The organism is Rhodanobacter sp. G1 (genome assembly GCF_055397855.1).
This window is the reverse complement of the sequence record NZ_AP039674.1, coordinates 3,778,693-3,800,352: the sequence shown is the minus strand read 5'-3', so window position 1 is coordinate 3,800,352 and position 21,660 is coordinate 3,778,693. Positions and strand designations below refer to the sequence as shown.

The window sequence follows — 21,660 nt, the reverse complement described above, 5'->3', positions numbered from 1 at the left end:
ACGTGGCTAGCGGACGCGAAATCAAAACCAAGATCAAGAGCACGCAGAACATGCGCAAGGTGACGCGCGCGCTCGAAATGGTCTCGGCCTCGAAGATCCGCAAGGCGCAGGATCTGATGAAGGCCTCGCGCCCCTATGCGCGCGCCATGCGCAAGGTGATCGCGCACGTGGCGCAAGCCAGCACGGACTTCAAACATCCGTTCCTGGTCGAGCGCGAGAACGTGGCGCGCGTGGCCTACATCGTGGTCTCCACCGACCGCGGCCTGTGCGGCGGCCTGAACTCCAACATGTTCCGCCGCCTGCTGCCCGCGATCCGCGAGTGGCAGGACAAGGGCGCGCAGGTCGACGTGCTGGCGATTGGCCAGAAGGCGCTGCAGTTCTTCCGCCGCATCAAGGGCGTCAACCTCATCGGCAGCGCCACCCACCTGGGCGAGCGCCCCAAGCTGGAACAGCTGATCGGCGTCATCAAGATCGTGCTGGACGCCTACGAGGCGAATGGCCTCGACCGCGTGTTCCTGGCCTACAACGACTTCGTCAACACCATGACGCAGAAGCCGACCATCGACGCGCTGCTGCCGTTGCCGCTGGTGGCCGCGGAGATGGCGGCGGGCGATTCGGCATACGCCGGCGTCGCGCTGGAGCAGGCCCACGACTGGGACTACATCTACGAGCCCGACGCACAGACCGTGCTGGAGCACGTGCTGGGCCGCTACATCGAGTCGGTGGTGTACCAGGGCGTGCTGGAGAACCTCGCCAGCGAGCACGCTGCGCGCATGGTTGCGATGAAGAGCGCGTCGGACAACGCGAACAAGGTGATCGACACGCTGACGCTGGTCTACAACAAGACCCGCCAGGCGGCGATCACGCAGGAAATTTCCGAAATTGTCGGCGGCGCCGCGGCTGTATAAGTGCGATCGTCCGTGATCGCAGAACAAGATCAAAAAGCGGCCATCCGTGGCCGCACTCGAAATAAGAGCGACGCTTCGGTGGCGCTTTTGAAAAAGTCAAAAAATCATCCGGAGCTATCAGCATGAGCCAGGGCAAAGTTGTTCAGATCATCGGCGCGGTCATCGACGTCGAGTTCGCACGCGATCAGGTGCCGCAGGTGTACGACGCGCTGAAGATCGATGGCACCGAGATCACGCTGGAAGTGCAGCAGGTGCTGGGCGACGGCGTGGTGCGCACCATCGCGCTGGGCTCCACCGACGGCCTGAAGCGCGGCCTCGTGGCGCGCAACACCGGCGAAGGCATCAAGGTGCCGGTGGGCAACGCCACCCTGGGCCGCATCATGGACGTGCTGGGCAACCCGATCGACGAAGTCGGCCCGATCAACGCCGAAGACAAGTGGGTGATCCACCGCGAAGCCCCGTCCTACGATGAGCAGGCGCTGGCCAACGAGCTGCTGGAAACCGGCATCAAGGTGATCGACCTGGTCTGCCCGTTCGCCAAGGGCGGCAAGGTCGGCCTGTTCGGCGGCGCCGGCGTGGGCAAGACGGTGAACATGCTCGAGCTGATCAACAACATCGCGACCCAGCACTCGGGTCTGTCGGTGTTTGCCGGCGTGGGCGAGCGCACCCGCGAAGGCAACGACTTCTACCACGAGATGCAGGACGCCGGCGTCGTGAAGCTGGACAACCTGCCCGAGTCGAAGGTGGCGATGGTCTACGGCCAGATGAACGAGCCGCCGGGCAACCGCCTGCGCGTGGCACTGACCGGCCTGACCATGGCCGAGTACTTCCGAGACCAGAAGGATGAGCACGGTAAGGGCAAGGACGTGCTGTTCTTCGTGGACAACATCTACCGCTACACGCTGGCCGGTACCGAAGTGTCCGCGCTGCTCGGCCGCATGCCGTCCGCCGTGGGCTACCAGCCGACGCTGGCCGACGAAATGGGCGTGCTGCAGGAGCGCATCACCTCCACCAAGACCGGCTCGATCACCTCGATTCAGGCCGTGTACGTGCCCGCGGACGACCTGACCGACCCGTCGCCGGCCACCACCTTCGCGCATCTCGACTCCACCGTGACCCTGTCGCGCCAGATCGCCTCGCTGGGCATCTACCCGGCCGTGGATCCGCTGGATTCCACCAGCCGCCAGCTCGACCCGCAGGTGGTCGGCCAGGAGCACTACGACGTGGCCCGCCGCGTGCAGGGCATGCTGCAGCGCTACAAGGAGCTGAAGGACATCATCGCCATCCTCGGCATGGACGAGCTGTCCGAAGAGGACAAGCAGGTGGTGGCGCGCGCCCGCAAGTGCGAGCGCTTCTTCAGCCAGCCGTTCCACGTGGCCGAAGTGTTCACCGGCGCGCCCGGCAAGTACGTGTCGCTGAAGGAAACCATCCGCGGCTTCAAGATGATCGTGGAAGGCGACGTCGACCACCTGCCGGAGCAGGCGTTCTACATGGTCGGCGGCATCGACGAGGCGATCAAGAAGGGCGAGGAGATGGGCGCCAAGAAAGCCGCTTAAGCGGCTTTCGCAAAGGCACGCTCAAGTCGGCGACAGCGCCGCGATCCGTGCCTGCTCTTCTTCACCTCATCGTTATCCCGCGAACGTGACGAGTAACCAACCATGACCACCATCCGAGTCGACATCGTCAGCGCCGAGGCCGAGATCTTCCACGGCGACGCGTCGATGGTGGTCGCCACCGGCGAGCTGGGCGAGCTGGGCATCACGCCGCGCCACGCGCCGCTGATCACCCGCCTCAAGCCGGGCCACGTCGAGGTGGTGCTGGCCGCGGGCGAGCGCCAGCAGTTCTACGTCTCCGGCGGCATCCTCGAAGTGCAGCCGCAGGTGGTCACCGTGCTGGCCGACACCGCGATCCGTGCCACCGACCTGGACGAGGCCGCCGCGCAGCGCGCCAAGAAGGAAGCCGAGGACGCGCTGGCCAACCGCACCGATGCCGTCGAAGTGGCCGAGGCGCAGGCCAAGCTGGCGATGGCGATGGCCCAGCTGCAGGCGCTGGAGCGCTTGCGCAAGAACCTCAAGCATTGATGGGTGCTCGTATTCAAAGCAGACGCCGGCCTCGCGCCGGCGTTTTCGTGTTCATGGTTGAGCCGCGGCTCGTAGTAGCCTGACGGTATGTGGTCTAAACCGAGGCGAGAGGTTCAGCCGTGAACATGCGCCAGCCATTCGCCCGCCTGGTAGCGTTCTGCCTTGTGGGCTGCGCTTCTGTTCTCATGGCCGAACCGGTGGCCGGAAACGGTTCCGGCGCGAGCAGTATGCCGCCGGGTGTAACCAGCAGCGGTGGTGAACCGCTGAACTGGATGATGCCGTCGTATCCGCCTGCGATGCGGTCGGCCTGCCCCGCGCTTGAAGAAGTCGAAGTGATGGTGCGTGTGAATGCGGACGGCAAGGTGAGCGATGTCATTGGCATCGTGGTCGATATGGCGCTGCCGCCATGGGACACATTCTTCGCTGCCGTGCGTCCGGCGGTCATGCAGTGGCGCTTTGCACCGCTGACCGTGAATCACAGGCGCGCTGACGCCGACGGCAGCCCGCGCATCGTGGGCGGCGGGGCGAGGCCGTTCGAGCGCCAATACCTCTTCGATTTCGTCTGCCACGCTGGTAAGACGAGTGTCTCCGTCAAAGCAAGAGGCAGTGCCTATCCGCGTTGAAAGCGTGCCCTGGCTCGCGCGGCCGCTTTCGTGTCTGCCCGGCGTCGATCGAGGTGCGATCTGGGGCTTTAAATTACAAATGTAGTCTGATAGCGTCGCCTGCATTCGCCCCAGGGAGATGGATCGGGATGATGCACAGGAGTCCGCTGCTAGCGGGTTTGCTCGCACTGGGAGTGGCCGGTTGCGCCACCGTCGCCAAGCCGCCCAACGAGGGCTCGACCAGCTACCACATGGTCGACGACGGCCAGATGGCGCGCTACCAGTTGGCGATGGGCGACGTCGCCACGGGCGGCAAGCCGCTGCAGTTCGTGTTGCCAGCCTATCCGACGGCACAGCTCGCCGCGTGTCCACCGGTCGTGGACGTGCAGGCGCAGGTGATCGTGGACACGCAGGGCAAGGCAAGCGAGGTGCGGCGTCATGCGGTGGCTGGCAACACGGCAGCACCCGTATCGCCGCAATTTTTCGACGCGGTGCGCGCGGCGGTGATGCAATGGCAATTCGCTCCGTTGCAGATCGACCATTGGGCCGCTGACGCGGACGGCAACACCCACGAAGTGGACAACACCATCAAGCCCTTCAGCCTGCTGTATGCGTTCCGCTTCGAATGCCATGCCGGCAAGGCGACGGTGACGTCCGCGCCGACGCAAGGTTGAGCCCGCACCGCCCGCCCGCCGCCACGCGGGCAGCCGGAGTCCGCCAGGACGGGCTGCTAGACTTTCCGGCCAGCACATGCCCAGGCCGACACGCATGAACAACGCTCCGCTGCACGTCATCGTCCTCGCCGCCGGCGCCGGCACGCGCATGAAATCCACGCGCCCCAAGGTGCTGATGCCGCTGGCTGGCCGGCCGCTGCTGGCACACGTGCTGGCCACCGCGCGCGCGCTGCAGCCGGCCGCGATTCACGTGGTGTACGGCCACGGTGGCGACCAGGTGCGGGCCGCGTTCGTTGGACAAAAGGATCTGCACTGGGTGCTGCAGGCCCAGCGCCTGGGCACCGGTCATGCGGTGGAGCAGGCCCTGCCCGACGTGCCCGACGCGGCGCGGGTGCTGGTGCTCTACGGCGACGTGCCGCTGATCCGCGCCGAGACGCTGCATGAACTGACGCAGGTGGAAGGCGGCTTCGGCCTGCTGGCGATCCGCGTCGCCGACCCGCACGGCTATGGCCGCGTGCTGCGCGACGGCAACGGCCACGTGCGTTGCGTGATCGAGGAAAAGGACGCCGACGACGAACAGCGCGCCATCGACGTGGTCAACACCGGCATCCTGGTCGCGCCCGCTGCCGCGCTGCGCGTCTGGCTCGCCGGGATCGACCGCGACAACGCGCAGGGCGAGTACTACCTCACCGACATCTTCGGCATGGCGAACGACGAGGGCCGCCCCGCGCTCGGCATCGAATGCGCCGACCCGGTGGAGGCCTCGGGCGCGAACGACGCGCTGCAACTGGCCGACCTGGAAGCCGAATACCGTCGCCGTGCCGCGCAGGCGCTGATGCTGGGCGGCGTGCGCCTCGCCGATCCCGCGCGCATCGACGTGCGCGGCGAGGTAAGCCACGGCCACGACGTGGAACTCGACGCCGACGTGATCCTCGAAGGCGAGGTAAGCCTCGGCGACGCGGTGCGCATCGGCCCGTTCAACCGGCTCAGGGACGTGCGCCTCGCCGCCGGCACCGTGGTGCTGGCGCACTGCGACCTGGAAGGCGTGGTCACCCACGGCCCCTGCACCATCGGCCCGTTCGCGCGGCTTCGCCCCGGCACCGAGCTTGCCGCCGGCGTGCACGTGGGCAACTTCGTCGAAACGAAGAAGACCCGCATCGGCGAGAACAGCAAGGCCAACCACCTCAGCTACCTCGGCGACACCGTGATTGGCCGCGGCGTCAACGTCGGCGCCGGCACCATCACCTGCAACTACGACGGCGTGAACAAGTTCGCCACCCGCATCGAGGACGGCGCCTTCATCGGTTCCAACGCCGCCCTGGTGGCGCCGGTCACCATTGGTGCGCGAGCCACCATCGGCGCCGGCTCGGTCGTCACCAAGGACGCTCCCGCGGGCGAACTCACCGTGGCGCGTGCGCGGCAGGTCACGCTGCCGGCCTGGAAGCGGCCGACCAGGCAGGGCTAGGCGTAGCGCCAGCCGTCCAGCTCCACCAGCAGCTCGCTGCGGCAGACGTCGCCGTGCAGCAGCAGCACCGGCACGCCGGGCAGGCGCTGCCTGAGCAGTTCGCGCACGCGCGGCGCGTCGGTGGCATGGCGCACGTAGGCCTTCAGCGGTGCGTGGGTGTCGAAGCCGGCCGGCATGCCCGCGCTGGCCAGCAAGGCTTCGAGATTGAGCAGGATTTCGCCGAGCTGTGCGGCGGTGTCGCCTTCGTGCGCGGAGGCGTGGCCCACCACGGCGGCGGTGCCGGAGATCGCCAGCGCGTCCTCGGCGGGCAGGCGCATCGCGCGCGCGAAGCCGGGAGAGGTGCGCCCGTACTGGCGCGGGTAGCGCCAGGCGCTGGTCTGGCGCGGGTTCTCCACCGCGGTGCCGGCGTGCGCGCTGGCGAGCAGGTACACCTGCAGCAGGTGCGGGTCGCCATGGTGGCCGATGGCCGTGGCCGCCGGGTAGCCATCGGCGAACCAGTCGCCGCAGCCCGCGGCGCGGCCGTCGCAGAACAGCTTGTAGCGCTCGGCGTCGCCGTCGCCCTCGTTGATCGCACCCTGGTAGTTCCAGATGCGCAGCACCTGCCGCTCGTCGCGGTCGCGGACGAACCCGCGCAGCTGCGCGTAGGCGGCATGCGCCGCGCCGGCGGGGCCGCCGTGCTCGCGCTCGTCCAGTTCCAGCGCGGCGAACAGCCAGCCGCCGCCGGCCGACCAGCGCAGCGCGCCGTGGCTGCCGTGCCGCACCGGGTCGTCCACCTGCCACAGCTCGCAGGGCGTGGGGGCATCGAAGGCCTCCAGCGGCACGCGCAGCAGGCGCGGGTCGTCGCTGCCGGCGACATGCTTGCCGAAGCCGAACACCGCCAGCGCGCCGGGTTCGGCGAGCAGGGCGATGGCGTCGTCCATGCGATAGGAAATGCGTGGTGCGGATGCCGGGCCGGCGTCGGCCCGCTTGCTTTCACTACCCTCGACCATGCTTGCAACCGGGAATGACAAGGCCGCCATGTTACACTTTGCGGCTGCATTTCACTGATTCGACGACGCTTCCAGAGCTTCCGCCCCATGGCCGAATTGACCGCCGCCCAGCACGAGCTGGCTACCCTGATCGTGGAAAGCCTGAACCTCGAAGCAGTCGATCCCGCGAAGCTCGATCCGGACGCGCCGCTGTTCGGCGGCGAGCTGGGGCTGGATTCCATCGACGCGCTGGAGATCGCCCTGGCGGTGACCAAGCGCTACGGCTTCCAGCTGCGTTCCGACCATCCCGACAACCAGCGCATCTTCGCCAGCCTGCGCGAACTGAGCGCGTTTGTCGAAGCGCATCGCGCCCAGGGCTGAGGCCCGCGAGGCATGGGCGACGCCACGCACTGGCGCGCGCAACGCGAAGGCGGCGGGCGTTTTGCGCTGCGGCTGATCCGTACGCTGGCCCTGCGCGGCGGCCGTCGCTTCGCACGGCTGCTGCTGTACCCGATCACGCTGTACTTCTTCCTGCGCCGCGGCGCCGAGCGGCGCGCCTCGCGGCAATACCTCGCGCGCGCGTTCGGCCGTCCGCCGGGCGTGTGGCCGATGCTGCGCCAGTTCCATGGCTATGCCGCCACCACGCTGGATCGGGTGTTCCTGCTGGCCCATGGCGAACGCGGTTTCGATATCGAGATCGAGGGCCTGGCCGAACTGGAGCGGCGCCTGGCCGACGGGCGCGGCGTGCTGCTGGTCGGCTCGCACCAGGGCAGCTTCGAGGCCTTGCGCGTGCTTGCCGCGCGCCGCCCCGATGCGCAACTGCGCGTGGTGCTGGACAAGGGCAAGACGCCGGCGATGACCGAGTTGCTTGAGGCGCTGGCGCCCGAGGTGGGCAAGGCGGTGATCGACGCTTCGCAGGGCAGCGCCAACGTGGTGCTGGCCGCTGCCGAAGCCTGCGCGCAAGGCGCGATGGTGGCGCTGCTGGCCGACCGCGCGGGCGAGAGCGAGGTGCAGCGCGACGTGGATTTCCTCGGCGCGCCCGCGCCGCTGCCGGTGGGGCCGTGGCTGCTGGCCGCCGCGCTCAAGGTGCCGGTGCTGCTGTGCTTCGGCCTCTATCTCGGCGGCAACCGTTACCGGCTGGTGTTCGAGCCGTTCGCCGAGTGCGTGGAGATCCCGCGCGACGGGCGCGGCCCCGCGCTGGACGCGCTGCTCGCGCGCTACGCAGCGCGGCTGGAGCACTACGTGCGCGTGGCGCCATACAACTGGTTCAACTTCCACGATTTCTGGCGGCGCACCGGGAACGGTTCCGGCACGCCGTAACGCGGCCTTCAAAGCAGGCGGTTCACCAGCCGATCCAGCCGCACGCGGCTCAGGCGCCGCAGCAGGCGCCGCACTTCCGGCGGGTAGCTGCGCGGGCTTTCCAGCGCCCGGAAATCGGCGAGGCGCGTGGCATGCGCGCGCAGCGCCGTCCACTCCGCCTCGTGCATCGCGTGCAGGCGACGCGCGGGATCGCGCAGCAGCAGGCCGTTCTCCAGATCCAGCGCCCACGCGCGCGGGTTGAGGTTGTGGCCGGTGAGCAGGGCGCAGTCGTCGTCCACGAACAGGCCCTTGAGGTGGTAGCTGTTGTCGACGTCGCGCCACAGCCACAGGTTCAACTGGCCGCTGGCGAGCTGGCGCGCGTGCGCGCGGGCAAAGCGGCGCAGGTTGTTCTCGTACAGGTAGGGCAGCAGGCCGATGGTGCGGAACGGTTGCGTGGGCAGGATGTAGAAGTCGTTGGCGGTCTTGTCGCCCACCATGATGTCGACGCTGCAGCCGCGCCGCAGCGCCTGCCCCACCGCCGCGCGCACCGGCCGCGGCAGGTTGAAGTACGGCGTGAGCAGCACGATGCGCCGCCGCGCGCCGCGCAGCAGGGCCAGCATGGTGTCGTTGAGTGCGTTGTCGGCGCGGCCGAAGCCCTTCAGCGGCGTGACGGCCACGGCGCCGGCCGGCAAGGCCGCCACCGGCACCAGGTAGCCCGCCTGCTGCAAGTGCTGGCGGAACGTGCGGATCGCCGGCAGCAGGGCGCGCGTCGGCGGCGGGTCGGGCAGGTCGAGCCGTCGCACCGCCTCGCTGTCGCGGAACTGCCGCAGGGCGAACGCCGCCATGCTGTCGGCCAGCGCGGCATCGCGGATGCGCTGGCAGCGGTCGAGCCGGTAGCGCCCGTGCTTCGCCAGGTAGACGTCGTTGAGGCTGGCGCCGCTGTACAGCACCGTGTCGTCGAACACGAAGCCCTTGAGGTGCAGCACGCCGAACAATTCGCGGCTCTGCACCGGCACTCCCCACACGCGCACGCCGCCGCCGTGGCGTTGCGCGCAGTCGCGGTACATCGCCGCGTTGCCCGGGCTTTTCTGCTTGCCGATCAGGCCGCGCTGGGCGCGGTGCCAGTCCACGAAGACGTCGATCTCCAGCTCCGGCCGCCGCGCATGCGCGGCGTAGAGCGCCTCCATCACCTCACGGCCCGCGTCGTCGTCCTGCAGGTAGAGCGCCACGATCACGATGCGCAGCGTGGCCTGCGCGATCTGCGCCAGCAGCGCCTGGTGCAGGGCCTGCGGCCCGTGCAGGGTTTCGATGGCGTCGGCCGGCACGGCGAAGCCGGGCAGCGTCTCCAGCCACGCCCGCGATTTCGGGCGCAGCGGCGAGACGAGGCGGCGTGCAATCCGCCGTGGTGCGTCGATCAGCGTGTTCATGGGCTAGAGGATACGCAATGGCGGGCGACGAAAGCAGCCGTGCTTGTTTTCTTGCCTCCTGGCGGACAATCCGCCGCCTCACTCCGCATAGTCCCGCAGCATGGCCTCGATGCGGCGCAGTCGCCGCCGCTGCCGCCGGATGTAGAAGGCGAAGAACACCAGCAGCGGCACGAGGACGATGCCGTTGATCCCCACTTGCAGGAGCAGCATCTGTTCCAGCGCCGGATCGTGCCGCCAGCGCGACGGCGCCAGCCAGGGCGCCGCCAGCGGCAGCGTGAACGCGAGCAGCACCGGAAAGCTGGCGATGTTCAGCCATGCCAGCAGGATGCCCGCCTTCGCCCGCTTCGCGGTCAGCCGCAACAGCTCGGGCATGCCGTCGGATGCCGCCTGCCAGGTGCCGCGACGCACGCGCAGAGACAGATACGCCGATGCCGACACCAGCAGCAGCGCCAGTCCAGCCCAGATCTTCCAGCGCAAGCCGATGCCCGGATCGAGCAACAGGCGCAGCACCTGGCCGGTGGCAATCAGCGCGGCGCACCACTCGAAGCCCAGCACGGCCTGCATCTGCCGCCGCTTGCGTCGCACCCGGCGACGCAGGCGATCCGTGTCGGCCGCCGGTTGCCGCTGCCAGTCGTCGCCCCAGCGTGCCCAGTCGTCGCCCGCATTCATGCCGATTCTCCCAATGCGTCCTTCAACGCCTTGCGCGCCCGGTTGAGGCGCACCGCCACGTTGTTGGCGCTGATGCCCAGCGCCACCGCGATCTCCTGCTGGCTGAAGCCTTCCAGCGCCAGCGTCACCGCCTGCCGCAGGGTCAGCGGCAACGTGCGCACCGCGTCCTGTAGACGCAGGCGTTTCTGTTCGAGTTGCGCGTGCGATTCCGGGCCATGGGCCGGGTCGGCGAGGTCTTCGTCCAGTCCGTGCGTCGATGGCCGCCGCGTGCAGCCGATCACGTGGCTGGCGCCGCGGTTGTGCGCCACGCGCGCCACGAAGGTCTTCAGCGCCGCCTCGCCGCGCCATGCCGGCAACGCCTTCCACAGCGCCAGCGCGATGTCCTGCAGCAAGTCGTCGCGCAACGACCGGTCGGCCTCGTAGCTGGCCGCGATGCGCGACAGCAGGCCTGCATGCTCGTGCAGCAGCGCGGCGAATTCCCCCTCGCGCATCCCGTCTCAGCCTTCCGCCAGGCGCAGGTCGCGCCATGCCGCGTAGGCGCACGCCATCGACCATGGCGAGAGGAACAGCACCAGCACGAAAGTCCAGGACTTCGCCAGCATCAGCAGGAACACCGCCAGGTTCACCAGCAGGAACACCGCGAACGGCGCGGCATGGCGGCAAGCCATCCGCACGCTGGCGCAGATCGCCCGCCATGGCGATTGCCCCTCGAACAGGAACAGGCATGGCGCCAGCATCAGCAGGACGGCCGGCAACACGCCGGACAACAGCAACACCCGCTCGAACGTCGGCGTCATCAGCTCGCGATGGGCCATGGCATGCCCCAGCCACGCTGCGTCCACCGCCGGCCAGCCGTACGCCAGCCATGCCACGGCCTGCTGCACCGCGAACACACCCAGCCCCCACAGCGCCGCCAATGCCAGCACCGGTGCGAACGGGCGGCGGCGCACGCCGTCCAGCAGGCACGACCAGCGCATGCGCCCACCCCGTGCCTGTTCGTCCAGCCCCAGCAGGATGCCCATCAGCAGCACCGGCACCACCAGCTTCGACAGTGTCACGCCGATCCACGGAATCAACTGCAGCAGGGTTTCCGCCAGCAGTTGCGCGAAGCACAGCAGGAACAGCCTGAGCGGCACGCGCCGCCACAGGCGCAGGCCATCGAGGCACCAGCGCAGTCCGCGGCTTGCGGGCAGCGGGGCGGTGGCGGACAGGCGATCGGGGATGGCGGACATGGCAGCGGCCTTGCGATGTGGTGGCGACCCTTCCCTAGTCCGCGCCAGCCGCGAAAACCTTACAGCTCTCCGCCCCGCATCACGGCATGCAACTGTCACCATCGCGATGCCGTGCGAGCCGGCCCGGCGACTGCGCTGCACCTATCGGGTACCGCCTGCCGGCACGGCGTCATCCTCGAAGCCGCCGCCCAGCGCCTCGACCATGCGCACGGCCAGTTCGGCCTGGCGGCTCTGCAGCACGGCCTGGTTCTGTTCGGCCGTCAGCAGCACGCGGCGGGCGGTCAGGGTGTTCAGCTCGGTGCCCAGTCCGGCCTTGTAGCCGATCTGCGCGTTGTCGTAGGCGCGCTGCGCGTTGCGCAGCACGTCCTGCTGCGTCCGCAGCTGGCTCTGCACCGAGCGCGACAGGCTGAGCAGGTCGGCCACCTGGTTCACCGCGCGCACCAGGGTCTGGTTGTAGTCGGCCACCGCCGCGTCGTACAGCGCATCGCGGGCATTGAGCCCGGCGCGCAGGCGCTTGCCGTCGAACAGCGGCAGCGACAGCGCGGGGCCGACGCTGTAGGTGCGTGCGGGCAGCTGGAACAGCGGCACGTTGTCGCCCAGCGCGAGGAAGCCGGCCATCGCGCTGATGTTGAGGTTGGGCAGGAACTGTGCCTTGGCCGCCTTGATGTCCTGCGCAGCGGCTTCCACGCGCCAGCGCGCGGCGACCAGGTCGGGACGGCGGCCCAGCAGGTTGGCGGCGAGGTCGGGCGGAACCGCCAGCGACACCGGCTTCGATTCGGCCGGCGGCGCGATCCGCAGGCCGCGATCCGGCCCCTTGCCCAGCAGCACGGCGAGGCTGATGCGCGCGCTGTCGATCGCCGCCTCGGCGGCGGCCAGGTGCTGCTGCGCGATGCCGGCCTCGGCGCGTGCCTGCAGCAGGTTGTCGGGCAGGCCCAGGCCGCTGGCGACCAGGGTGTGGGTGAGCGTGGCGATGCGATCCGAACGCTCCACGTCGCGCTGCGCGATGTCGCGCAACGCGAAGGCCTGGCGCAGCTGGATGTAGGCCAGCGCCACGTTGGCCGACAACTGGATGCGCGCGGCGCGGCGATCCACCTCGGCGGTGCGGCTGCGGCCCAGCGCGGCTTCCCATGCGGCGCGCTGGCCGCCCCACAGGTCGAGGTTCCACGAGAAGTCGACGCCGGCGCTCTGCATCCACGCGAACGTGCCGACCGCTTCCGGCAGCACCATGCCGACTTCCTTCTCGGACAGCCGCGCGCCGGTGGCGGCGTAGCTGGCCACCACGTCGGGATCGCGCGCCGCGTCCAGCGCCTGCGCCTCGGATTGCGCCAGTTGCGCCCGCGCGTCGGCCACGGCGAGGCCGGGATTGTCGCGCAGCGCTTCGGCGATCAGCGCATCGAGCTGCGCGTCGCCCAGTGCGCGCCACCAGTCCTGCCGCGGCCATGCGGCGGGACTCACCGGCGCGCCGGCGAGGCTTTGCCGCGCGTGCAGGCTGTCCGGCGCGATTTCGTGGCCGTTGGGATGCAGGCCGCGGGTGGAGGCGCAGGCGGCCAGTGCCAGCGCCGACGCGGCGATGGCGAGCATTCGCGGAATGCGTTTCATGGCTGCGCCTGCCGCGATGAGCGGCCGTCGTCGCGCGGATGCACGGTGATGGTCGCGGTCATGCCGGCCACCAGCACGTTGCCCGCCGGCATGCGGCTCGCGTCGATGTCGATGCGCACCGGGATGCGCTGCGCCAGGCGCACCCAGTTGAAGACGGGATTCACGTTGGGCAACTGGTTGGGGCTGCCCGGGTTGTCGCGGTCGGCGATGCCGCGCGCGATGCCGTCGATGCGGCCCTTGAGCCGGATGCCGCCGGCCATCAGGCGCACGTCCACCGGATCGCCCACGCGCAGTTGCGGCAGCTTGGTTTCCTCGAAATAGCCGTAGATGTAGTAGCTGCGGCTGTCCACCAGCGCGAGCTGCTGCGCGCCGGCGTTGGCGAAGTCGCCCACGCGCACCTGCACGTTGGTGGCGTAGCCGTCCACCGGCGCGCGCACCTGGGTGCGTTCGAGGTTGAGCTCGGCGGTCTGCATTGCCACCTGCGCCTGCGCCTGCGCCGACAGCGCCTGGTCGTGCGCGGCCTGTGCCTGCTTCAGCGCGGCCTCGGACTGGTGCCACGCCGCTTCCGCCGCCTCGGCGGTGGCGATCGCGTTGTCGCGCGTCTCGCTGGAGACCACGCTGCCCGCCGGCACCTGCATGCGCCGCTTCGCCTGCGCGCGGTACATCGCGTAGTCGGTCTTGCGCGCGGCCACGGCGGCGCTGGCCGCGGCGATGTTGGCCTCGGCGGCGTGCACGCTGGCGCCGGCCGCTTGCAGGTTGGCGCGGGCCTGCGCCAGCGCGAGCCGGTAGCGCGAGGGATCGATCGCCAGCAGCACGTCGCCCTTGTGCACGAACTGGTTGTCGCCCACGCGCACCTCGCTGACCAGGCCGGCCACGTCCGGCGCCACCTTCACCACGTCGGCGCGCACGCGGCCGTCGCGCGTCCACGGCGAGTACAGGTAGTGCTGCCACAGCGCGTGGCCGAGCAGGGCGGCGGCCAGCACCACGCAGGCGGTGATCAGGAAGCGCAGCAGCGAAGTCTTGTTCATGGAGGTACTCAGTTGAGCAGCAGCAGACCGGCGAGGCCGAACAGGCAGGCGAACAGGGCAAGACGGAACAGCGGCGGATGCCACACGTAGCGATGCAGGCCGTAGCGGCCGATCAGCGCGTCCACCAGCAGCATCAGCGGCAGGCAGGCCAGGAAGATCGGCAGCAGGCCGGGCACCAGCACGCCGCCGACGGAAATCTCATGCGGCATGGGCGGGTTCCTCGTTGGCGGTGGCGGCGGCCAGCGGCGATTCGTCGTCGCGCAGCGCGCCCAGCAGCTGGTACAGGTGCGGACGCAACGCGGGGACGGCGGCGCAGGCATCGATCGCGGCGCGCACGGCGTCCTCGGCCTGCTGCCGGCGCGTTTCGTCCGGTTGGCGATAGAGCTGCGCCACCGCCTGCACCGCGCGCTCCGTCGCCTCGCGCGCAGCGGCCGGCGCGTCGCTGGCATGCAATTGCTGGCGCAGCTCGATCAGCGCACGCCCGCATTCCTGCACCGCCAGCGCCCAGCCCAGCAGGGCGCGCGACTGGCGGCTGCCCGGACGGGTATGCGTGATCACCTGGTGGAACAGGTCGCGACTGGTGCTCTCGAAGCGCCAGCGCAGGCCGTCCAGCGGCGCGGTGGCGGCTTCCGCCACCTGCTCGCGCAGCCGGCGGAACTGGCGGCGGCGTTGCCAGCCGCTGCCGGTGACGCGCGGCACGAACACGAAGGACACCGCCGCCAGCGCCACGCCGGCGAGCTGCGCGATGGCGTCGTTCAACGCATGCGTCAGGTCGTACACCATCGGGTTCTTCAGCGCGAGGATGTAGACGATGCCGATCGAGTAGCCTCCGCCCATGCCGCTGAATTCGGCGTGGGCGTTGAGCCACGGCCCGACCAGCAGCAGCGGCAGGGTCGCCGCGACCAGCATCACGAAGCCGTCGCTGCCCGGCAGCAGCCAGTACGCCGCGTAGATGCCGGCCAGGATGCCGGCCGCATAGCCGAGCAGCATGTTGAACGCGGAAGCCAGCGGATTCGGCGCCGCCGCGAGCAGGCCGCTGAAGATGGTGGCCAGCAGCATCGCGCTGGCGCCGAACGGCCAGCCGCTGGCGATCCAGAACGCGCTCAGCACGGTCATGGTGAGGAAGGTGCGCAGCACCGCCACCACGGCGCCGCTGGCGTCGTTGCCGCGGCGGAAGTGCACGCGCTCCACGCCGCCGCGCTGCACGCGCGCGCGCAGCGCCAGTTCCACTTCGACGTAGCCGCACAGCTCGTCGAGGAAGCGCTTCAGCAGGGTGGCGCCGGTGTCGAACGCCAGCTGCGCATGGCCCGGCGCCAGGCCCGCGCGCAGCGTCGCTTCCTGCGCCGGCAGTTGCCGCGCGCATTCGCGCAGGCGCGGCGCCAGCACCGCGGGATCGTGCAGGTCGGCCGGCGCCGTCTCCAGCGCGGCGCCGATGGGCCGGTACAGCGCGATCAGTGCCTCCACCTCGGCGGCGCGACCCTCGCGCTGCAGCCGGTTGATGAGGTGGTGCAGCGACTGGAAACTGGTCGCCGCCGCCATGTTGTGCTGGTTGAGCAGGCGCATGCGCGTGCTGCGCGCGCGGATCTCCGGATCCTCGAAGATCACCGAGGCGCGCATGTCTTCCAGCTGGATCGAGGCGCGCACGAAGCGCAGGTGCGCCTGTTCCATCTCGGCGCGCGGGATGCTGCCGCCGGTGCTGCCGCGCACGAAGTCGATGAAGCTCGCGAAGTGCTCGCGCGCGCTTCGCCGCAGCACCGGGCGCAGGCGCTCGGGAAACACCAGATCGCTGACCAGGCTGGCGACCACGATGCCGAGCATCACCTCGCTCACGCGCATCAGCGCCGAGTCGAACACTCCCAGCGGGTTGCCGATCGCCGGCAGCGCCACGATCGCCGCGGTGTAGCCGGCCAGCACGAAGCCGTAGGACATGAAGTTGCGGTACAGCGTGGCGCCGCCGGCGCACAGCGCCACCCACAGCGACAGGCAGAGCAGGAACAGCTCGCGCTGCTGGGGGAAGACGCACAGCAGCGCGAGTCCGAACGTGCTGCCGCACAAGGTGCCGATGGCGCGGTAGAAGCTCTTCGCGAACACCATGCCGCTGTGCGGGTGCATCACGATGCCCACCGTGATCATCGCGGTGGACGGCGCCTCCAGCCGCAGCCACATCGCCAGCCAGGCGGCCAGGTACACCGCCAGCAGGGTCTTGGCCACGAACAGCCAGGCGCGCTCCTCGCCCGCGAACACTTCCGCCAGCGTGGGCCAGCGGCGTGCCGAGGGTTCCTGGATGGCCGATGCCCCTGTCATCGCTCAGTCCTGCTCCAACTGGTTGAGGAACTTCTTGAGCAGGCGCTCCAGTTGGGCCGTCTCGGCGGGTTTCATGCCGGCGGTCTGGCGCTCCAGCAGCGCGCAGATCGGCGGCATGAACTCGTCGATCATCGTCAGCCCCGCGTGGCTCAGGCTCAGGCTGACCTTGCGCCGATCCGCGTCGCTTGCGCTGCGTTCGATCAGCCCCTTGTCGCACAGGCTGTCTGCAAGCCGCGTGATGTTGGCCGATTTCTCGCCCGCCGCCTCGGCCAGCTGCGAGGGGTTCAGCGCGTAGCCCTCGGTGCCGTACAGCATCATCAGGATGTTGTACTCGGGGTGGCTGATGCCCCAAGGTTTGAGCACCGCGTTGGCATCGTCGTGCACGCGTTTGTAGAGATGCTTGATCAGGCGCACCAGCACCGCCGGCTCGCGCGGGAACGCGGGCTGGCGCCGGCAGGTGACGGCGAGGCGTTGTTCGGTGGGGTCGAAACTGCTCATGGGCAGGCTTTGATGTACGAGTCAGTATTTCATATATGAAATATCAAGAAATGAATCTTATGCCGGATGCCGGCGATCCGCAAGGCCGGCCGGCGCGGATGCCGGGCGCACGAAAGCGAAGGGCGCCTCGCGGCGCCCTTCGTTCCGTGGATGGCGGGCTTGCTCAGCCCTTGATCGGGTAAGTCTGGGTGGCGCCGCTGCTGGCCGGTTGGGCCGGGCTGTTCGCGCCGGCGGGCACGATGGCGCGCGCGCCGCACTGGTAGGCGCCCCACGGCTGCGAGCCGTCGCTGGGATCGGCCAGCGGCTTGATGGTGTCGGCGTGCATGGTGGCGGCCTCGTTGCGTGCCATCACCTGCAGCTCGTCGCGCACCTTGATGTCGTTGCGATCCACCGGGCCGACGTGATCCATCACCGAGACGGTGATCTTGCCGAGGTCGCGGCAGCCGGAGACGTCGCCGTTCCATGCCGTGCGCACGTTCCGCGAGGCTGGCGTGGGGTTGATGCCCCAGGTGCAGGCGCCGAGCAGCAGGGTGGGGACGATCAGCAGCACGGTCTTGCGCATGGACGACTCCGATGTCGGTCTGTGAAGAGGCCGGACGGCGAACCGTCCGGCCTCCATGCTAGCGCGCGAGGCTGGATCGCGCCTGTCTGGGTGTGTGCTCTACCGGCTGTCGGCGGTTGGATGTACACGAACCGTTCGGTTCGTCATCCCGGCGCAAGCCGGGATCCAGTAGCCATTACGCTCGTTCGAGCTTTGCCGTTACTGGATTCCGGCCTGCGCCGGAATGACGGGCAAACTACTTCGACACCGGCTTGCCGTCGGCGTCGAGCACCTGCACGTCGCCAAGGTTGAGCGCGCGCACCGGCGCCTCGATCTGCTTGAGGTCGCCCACGATCACCCAGGTCATCGCCTGCGGCTGCACGATCTCCTTGATCGCGGCCTCGGCCTGCGCCTGCGTGACGGCTTCGAGACGCGGCTTCAGCGTCTGCACATAGTCGTCGGGGCGGCCGTACTCGACGATGCCGTCCATCGCGCCCAGCACCGCGCTGGTGGTTTCGTAGCTGCCCGGCAGGGCGCGGATGCGCTGATCCTTGATCTTGGCGATCTCGGCGTCGCTGAGCGGCTTGTCACCGATCACCGCACGTGCCTCCTTCAGCACCTCGTTGGCGGAAGGTGCGGTCTTGTCGGTCTGCACCGGCGCGTAGAACAGCATCGGGCGCTGGCCCTGGGCGTCCATCAGGAAGCTCTGCGCGCCGTAGGCCCAGCGCTTGTCCTCGCGCAGGTTCATGTTGAGGCGCGAGGTGAAGGTGCCGCCGAAGGCGCCGTTGGCCACCGTGATGGCGAGGTTGTCCGGCGCGCGCGTGGACGGTGCGAGCAGGCCGGCCAGGATCAGCGATTGCGGCGCATCGGAACGGTTGATCAGGAACACGCGCGGTTTCGTCTGTGCGGCCACCTGCGCGATGTTCTTGTGCGGCACCGCGCCGGTCGGGGTCTTCCAGTCGCCGAAGGCGGCGTTCAATTCCGGGATGATCTTGTCCAGCGTGGTGTCGCCGGCGACGAGGATCTTCACGTTGTCCGGGCGCAGCCAGTCGTGCTGGAACGTGCGCAGGTCGTCGGCCGTCAGCGCCTTGATGCTGGCCTCGGTGCCGCTGCCGGTGAACGGGATGCCGTAGGCGTGGTTGGCGCCGTACAGCAGCGGCGGCAGGGTGCGCAGCGCGAGGCCGATGGGCTGGGTCTTCTCCTGCGCGATGTCGGCCAGCCACTGGCCGCGCACGCGATCGATGTCGGCGGCGCTGAACGCGGGGTCGCGCACGATGTCGGCGAACAGCGTCAGCGAAGGCTTGAGCCGGTCGTTGAGCGCGTTGAGCGAGGCGCTGCACGTGTCCAGCCCGCAACCGACGCTGGTGATCGCGCCGAGGCGCTGGCGCGCTTCGGCCACGGCCACCGAATCCATCGTGGTGGTGCTTTCGTTCATCAGCCGCGAGGTGAAGCTCGCGGCGCCGAGCTTGCCGCCCTGGTCGGCGGCGTAGCCGGCGTCGAACAGCAACTGCACCTGCGTCACCGGGATGGTGTGGCGTTCGGCGAGGATCACCTCGATGCCGTTGTTCAGCTTGCCGCGCTCGAGCTTCGGGAAGCTCAGCGACGGGAACGCGTCGACCTGCGGTACGCCCTTGCTGCGATCCACGTCGCTCTTGGTCACGCTGTACTGATGCGCGGCCGGCAGTTTGGGCAGCGGCTTGCCGGCGGCGTCGCCCAGCGGCTTCACGGCCGCGTCCTCGACCGCGGGATCGAAGTCCTTGCCGGCCGGCAGCACGGTGAGCTGGTAGTCGCCCTTGCCCAGCCACGCGTCGGCCGCAGACTTGACGCTGGCCGGCGTGGCCGCGTCGGCGCGGGCGAGATCCTTCTTGTAGGCGCCCGGATCGCCGCGGTAGACCTGACCCTCGGCGAGGATCACCGCCTTGCCGCCGAAGCCGCCCACCTTCTCCAGCCCGCGGATGAACTGTGCGCGGTTGCCGATCTTGGCGCGGTCGAGTTCGTCGGCGCTGGGGCCGCTGGCGAGGAACTGCTTGAGCACCTCGTCGATGGCTGCCTCCACCTTGGCCGGGTCGACGCCCTGCTTCACGTCGGCCTGGATCTGGAACTGGCTGGCCAGCGCGAACGGCGCGATGCTGGCGGAGACGTCGTCCACCAGCTTGTCCTGGTAGACGAGGCGCTGATACAGCCGCGAGGTCTTGCCGCCGCCCAGCACGGTGCTGGCGAGGTCGAGCTGGATCGCGGCATCGCTGCCGAGTTGCGGCACCACCCAGGTGCGGTAGATGCGCGGCTGCGCCACGTGGTCGTGCTGCACGCCGCGGGTGGACTTGGCCAGCGGGGTGATCCACGGCTGCTGGTGCGCCACCGGCTTGCCGGCGGGGATGTCGCCGAAATACTTCAGCGCCTTCGCGCGCGCCTGCGCCACCGTGATGTCGCCGGCCAGCACCAGGGTGGTGTTGGCGGCGCCGTAGTTGGCGTGGAACCAGCCCTTCACGTCGGCCAGCGAGGCCGCGTTCAAGTCGGCCATCGAGCCGATGGTGTCGTGCTGGTAGGGGTGGTTGGCGGGATAGGTGTTGGCGAGAATGTTCTCGTCCACGCGGCCGTAGGGGCGGTTCTCGCCCTGGCGCTTCTCGTTCTGCACCACGCCGCGCTGGGTGTCGAGCTCCTTCTGGCCGATCGCGCCGAGCAGGTGGCCCATGCGGTCGGACTCCATCCACAGCGCCATGTCCAGCGCGGTGGTGGGTACCGTCTCGAAGTAGTTGGTGCGGTCGAACCAGGTGGTGCCGTTCATGTCGGTGGCGCCGGCCACCTCGAACGGCTGGAAGTAGGTGCCCTTGTGGTGCTCCGAGCCCGAGAACATCAGGTGCTCGAACAGATGGGCAAAGCCGGTCTTGCCCTTCGGCTCGTCGGCCGAGCCGATGTGGTACCAGATGCTCACCGCCACCACCGGCGCCTTGTGGTCCTCGTGCACGATCACGGTGAGGCCGTTCGGCAGGGTGAAGCGGGTGTAGGCGATGTCCGGAATCTGCTGCGTGGCCGGCGCGAGATGTTGCGCGGGGGCGGCCATCGCCGCGTTCGGCGCGAGGCCGGCCGAGGCGCTCAGCAGACCGGCGATCAGCACGGCCAGGGGCTTGCTTCCCATCGTGACGCTCCTTTCGGGTTGGGTGTCGGTCGAGCCTAGGCGAGTTCGCAATTTCTTGCCAGATGACCAAAGGCATGCGTCCGGGCGGCCTGTCCGGTTCGGCTGCGCGGTTGTCCGCGGACAAGCGGCAAGCTGCTGAAGGCGATTTGAAAACATGAATTACTTCAATGCTTTGAAGATATTTTTCGACTTGGCACGCGGATTGCTCAGTACCTCGTGCAGGAATCACCTACCCAAGTCGGAGACAGTCATGAAATACGAGAACCTGATGCTGAGCGGCCTGTTCGTCGCCTGCCTGCTGGTTTGCATCCTGGTGCTGGGCACGATGCTGAAGACGCCGTCGTCGCCGCAGCTCGCCACGGGCGGCATCGCCAATGCCTTGCTGGCCAGCCCCGCGCAATGCGCGCTGCCGGCCGACGGCGTGATCTGCCCGCGTCAGCCGGGCTGACGAACCCGCGACTGAACGCATGCGCGCCTTCCACGGATTTTTCCCGGCGCGCCGGACTCCCACCGAAACCTTTGCCGGAGACTTGCCATGAAAAGCGAAACCGTGATGTTGAGCGGACTGTTTGCCGCCTGCCTGCTGGTGTGTGCCCTGGTGCTGGGCTCGATGCTCACCATGCATCCGGCCGCTGCCCACGTGCTGGCCACGACGAACAGCGCATGCGCCGCGACCACCGTGAACACGCCTTGCCCGCTGTCGCGCAGCTGATCCGCTGCCATCTCGCCTGCGCGCCGTCGCGCACGCGATAATCGCCGGATGCTGCACGTCATCCTGTTCCGCCCCGAGATCCCGCCGAACACCGGCAACGCCATCCGCCTGTGCGCCAACACTGGCGCCGCGCTGCACCTGATCCGCCCGCTGGGCTTCGAGCTGGACGACGCCCGCCTGCGCCGCGCCGGCCTCGACTATCACGAGTACGCCCGCGTGACGGTGCACGACAGCCTGGACGACTGCCTCGCCGCCATCGGCCGGCCGCGCGTGTTCGCCTTCACCACGCGCGGCCATGTGCGCCACGTCGACGTGCGCTACGCCGACGGCGACGCGCTGCTGTTCGGCTGTGAAACCGCCGGCCTGCCGGGCGAGGTGCTGGCCGCCATCCCCGAGGCGCAGCGCCTGCGCCTGCCGATGCGGCCGGACAGCCGCAGCCTCAACCTCTCCAACACCGTGGCCGTGGCGGTGTACGAGGCGTGGCGGCAACTCGGTTTCGATGGCGCGGCCATGTAGG

Annotated in this window: 23 protein-coding genes; 11 read left to right on the top strand and 12 right to left on the bottom strand. The window is 69.2% G+C overall.

Going from position 1 to position 21,660, the window contains the following annotated elements; translation table 11 throughout:
* The first annotated feature begins 2 nt into the window (after positions 1–2).
* The 6 genes from atpG to glmU all read left to right on the top strand — a co-directional run bounded on the left by atpG (position 3) and on the right by glmU (position 5,730).
* Positions 3–908 carry a F0F1 ATP synthase subunit gamma gene (gene atpG, locus ACZ5Z2_RS16885; protein ID WP_464759733.1) on the top strand — a complete coding sequence of 302 codons (906 nt, stop codon included), beginning with the start codon at positions 3–5 and terminating at the stop codon, positions 906–908.
* A gap of 122 nt (positions 909–1,030) precedes the next feature.
* The gene (atpD, locus tag ACZ5Z2_RS16880) at positions 1,031–2,464 is read left to right on the top strand and encodes a F0F1 ATP synthase subunit beta (RefSeq protein ID WP_464759732.1); all 1,434 of its coding nucleotides are present in this window, start codon (positions 1,031–1,033) and stop codon (positions 2,462–2,464) included.
* A 102-nt stretch (positions 2,465–2,566) separates the two neighbouring features.
* Positions 2,567–2,989: a F0F1 ATP synthase subunit epsilon gene (locus tag ACZ5Z2_RS16875; RefSeq protein WP_464759731.1), complete on the top strand. Its 423-nt coding sequence runs from the start codon at positions 2,567–2,569 to the stop codon at positions 2,987–2,989.
* A gap of 119 nt (positions 2,990–3,108) precedes the next feature.
* Positions 3,109–3,612: a hypothetical protein gene (locus ACZ5Z2_RS16870; protein WP_464759730.1), complete on the top strand. Its 504-nt coding sequence runs from the start codon at positions 3,109–3,111 to the stop codon at positions 3,610–3,612.
* Positions 3,613–3,743: 131 nt separating this feature from the next.
* Complete coding sequence (locus ACZ5Z2_RS16865) at positions 3,744–4,265, top strand: hypothetical protein (RefSeq protein WP_464759729.1); 522 nt, start codon at positions 3,744–3,746, stop codon at positions 4,263–4,265.
* 94 nt (positions 4,266–4,359) lie between these two features.
* Entirely contained in the window at positions 4,360–5,730 is a 1,371-nt protein-coding gene (glmU, locus tag ACZ5Z2_RS16860; RefSeq protein ID WP_464759728.1) for a bifunctional UDP-N-acetylglucosamine diphosphorylase/glucosamine-1-phosphate N-acetyltransferase GlmU, read from the top strand.
* On the opposite strand, the gene ACZ5Z2_RS16855 is transcribed toward glmU, so the two are convergent.
* Positions 5,727–6,650 carry a chorismate transformation FkbO/Hyg5 family protein gene (locus ACZ5Z2_RS16855; protein ID WP_464759727.1) on the bottom strand — a complete coding sequence of 308 codons (924 nt, stop codon included), beginning with the start codon at positions 6,648–6,650 and terminating at the stop codon, positions 5,727–5,729. The genes glmU and ACZ5Z2_RS16855 overlap by 4 nt on opposite strands.
* A gap of 156 nt (positions 6,651–6,806) precedes the next feature.
* Between ACZ5Z2_RS16855 and ACZ5Z2_RS16850 the strand changes: the two genes are divergently transcribed.
* Both ACZ5Z2_RS16850 and ACZ5Z2_RS16845 read left to right on the top strand, forming a co-directional pair.
* Positions 6,807–7,079: a phosphopantetheine-binding protein gene (locus tag ACZ5Z2_RS16850; RefSeq protein ID WP_464759725.1), complete on the top strand. Its 273-nt coding sequence runs from the start codon at positions 6,807–6,809 to the stop codon at positions 7,077–7,079.
* A gap of 12 nt (positions 7,080–7,091) precedes the next feature.
* Positions 7,092–8,018 carry an LpxL/LpxP family acyltransferase gene (locus ACZ5Z2_RS16845; protein ID WP_464759724.1) on the top strand — a complete coding sequence of 309 codons (927 nt, stop codon included), beginning with the start codon at positions 7,092–7,094 and terminating at the stop codon, positions 8,016–8,018.
* Between the two features lie 8 nt (positions 8,019–8,026).
* Here the strand turns inward: ACZ5Z2_RS16845 and pssA are convergent, their stop codons facing one another.
* The 11 genes from pssA to ACZ5Z2_RS16790 all read right to left on the bottom strand — a co-directional run bounded on the left by pssA (position 8,027) and on the right by ACZ5Z2_RS16790 (position 20,431).
* On the bottom strand, positions 8,027–9,424 hold the full coding sequence (gene pssA / locus ACZ5Z2_RS16840; protein WP_464759723.1) for a CDP-diacylglycerol--serine O-phosphatidyltransferase: 1,398 nt from the start codon (positions 9,422–9,424) through the stop codon (positions 8,027–8,029).
* 78 nt (positions 9,425–9,502) lie between these two features.
* Positions 9,503–10,093 (bottom strand): hypothetical protein, encoded by a 591-nt coding sequence (locus ACZ5Z2_RS16835; RefSeq protein ID WP_464759722.1) that lies wholly within the window; start codon positions 10,091–10,093, stop codon positions 9,503–9,505.
* Positions 10,090–10,584, bottom strand: a complete 495-nt coding sequence (locus ACZ5Z2_RS16830) for an RNA polymerase sigma factor (protein WP_464759721.1) — start codon at positions 10,582–10,584, stop codon at positions 10,090–10,092. Before ACZ5Z2_RS16830 ends, ACZ5Z2_RS16835 begins: the two co-directional genes overlap by 4 nt.
* A 6-nt stretch (positions 10,585–10,590) precedes the next feature.
* The gene (locus tag ACZ5Z2_RS16825) at positions 10,591–11,325 is read right to left on the bottom strand and encodes a hypothetical protein (RefSeq protein WP_464759720.1); all 735 of its coding nucleotides are present in this window, start codon (positions 11,323–11,325) and stop codon (positions 10,591–10,593) included.
* Positions 11,326–11,466: 141 nt separating this feature from the next.
* Entirely contained in the window at positions 11,467–12,924 is a 1,458-nt protein-coding gene (locus ACZ5Z2_RS16820) for an efflux transporter outer membrane subunit (RefSeq protein WP_464759719.1), read from the bottom strand.
* Positions 12,921–13,952, bottom strand: a complete 1,032-nt coding sequence (locus ACZ5Z2_RS16815) for an HlyD family secretion protein (RefSeq protein WP_464759718.1) — start codon at positions 13,950–13,952, stop codon at positions 12,921–12,923. The genes ACZ5Z2_RS16820 and ACZ5Z2_RS16815 overlap by 4 nt, the downstream gene beginning before the upstream one ends.
* An 8-nt stretch (positions 13,953–13,960) precedes the next feature.
* Positions 13,961–14,161 carry a DUF1656 domain-containing protein gene (locus ACZ5Z2_RS16810; protein WP_464759717.1) on the bottom strand — a complete coding sequence of 67 codons (201 nt, stop codon included), beginning with the start codon at positions 14,159–14,161 and terminating at the stop codon, positions 13,961–13,963.
* The gene (locus ACZ5Z2_RS16805) at positions 14,151–16,256 is read right to left on the bottom strand and encodes an FUSC family protein (protein ID WP_464759715.1); all 2,106 of its coding nucleotides are present in this window, start codon (positions 16,254–16,256) and stop codon (positions 14,151–14,153) included. The genes ACZ5Z2_RS16810 and ACZ5Z2_RS16805 overlap by 11 nt, the downstream gene beginning before the upstream one ends.
* A gap of 3 nt (positions 16,257–16,259) precedes the next feature.
* Entirely contained in the window at positions 16,260–16,754 is a 495-nt protein-coding gene (locus ACZ5Z2_RS16800) for a MarR family transcriptional regulator (RefSeq protein WP_464759714.1), read from the bottom strand.
* A gap of 163 nt (positions 16,755–16,917) precedes the next feature.
* Complete coding sequence (locus tag ACZ5Z2_RS16795) at positions 16,918–17,316, bottom strand: DUF4156 domain-containing protein (protein ID WP_464759713.1); 399 nt, start codon at positions 17,314–17,316, stop codon at positions 16,918–16,920.
* A gap of 235 nt (positions 17,317–17,551) precedes the next feature.
* The gene (locus ACZ5Z2_RS16790; protein WP_464759712.1) at positions 17,552–20,431 is read right to left on the bottom strand and encodes a M16 family metallopeptidase; all 2,880 of its coding nucleotides are present in this window, start codon (positions 20,429–20,431) and stop codon (positions 17,552–17,554) included.
* A gap of 250 nt (positions 20,432–20,681) precedes the next feature.
* On the opposite strand from ACZ5Z2_RS16790, the gene ACZ5Z2_RS16785 reads away from it, so the two are divergent.
* The 3 genes from ACZ5Z2_RS16785 (at position 20,682) to trmL (ending at position 21,659) form a co-directional block, all read left to right on the top strand.
* Positions 20,682–20,879, top strand: a complete 198-nt coding sequence (locus tag ACZ5Z2_RS16785; protein WP_464759711.1) for a hypothetical protein — start codon at positions 20,682–20,684, stop codon at positions 20,877–20,879.
* Between the two features lie 87 nt (positions 20,880–20,966).
* The gene (locus ACZ5Z2_RS16780) at positions 20,967–21,143 is read left to right on the top strand and encodes a hypothetical protein (protein WP_464759710.1); all 177 of its coding nucleotides are present in this window, start codon (positions 20,967–20,969) and stop codon (positions 21,141–21,143) included.
* Positions 21,144–21,191: 48 nt separating this feature from the next.
* Positions 21,192–21,659, top strand: coding sequence for a tRNA (uridine(34)/cytosine(34)/5-carboxymethylaminomethyluridine(34)-2'-O)-methyltransferase TrmL (gene trmL / locus ACZ5Z2_RS16775; RefSeq protein WP_464759709.1), 468 nt, complete (start codon positions 21,192–21,194; stop codon positions 21,657–21,659).
* Position 21,660 lies beyond the last annotated feature (1 nt).